Annotated in this window: 1 protein-coding gene; it reads right to left on the reverse strand. The window is 43.1% G+C overall.

Translation table 11 applies throughout. The features are described from left to right. Nucleotides 1–114: 114 nt before the first annotated feature. Nucleotides 115–239: winged helix-turn-helix domain-containing protein (locus MTCD1_RS20230; RefSeq protein WP_200818721.1), on the reverse strand; the 125-nt coding region annotated here is incomplete at its 5' end.

Consider the following 239-nt stretch of genomic DNA (forward strand, 5'->3'; position numbering starts at 1 on the left):
TTCTGCCAAATACTGTCGAGTGTCCAGCCTATCCCTAAGAAGCTAAGGCTTACCAGTAGGTACAGGCTGATGAAGAGTCGTTTCAACTTTTAGTTCCGTAAAAATTAGCAGTCGCTAGCTAGTCCAAGCTTCTGGGGCAAACAGATAACCTTGGCCCCAGACTGTCTTGATCCTAAATGGAGTGTCAATATTATCCCCTAATTTCTTTCTTAAGCGAGAGATACGCACATCTATTTTTC

This window comes from Colwellia marinimaniae (assembly GCF_002207865.1).
Classification (GTDB): Bacteria; Pseudomonadota; Gammaproteobacteria; order Enterobacterales; family Alteromonadaceae; genus Colwellia; species Colwellia marinimaniae.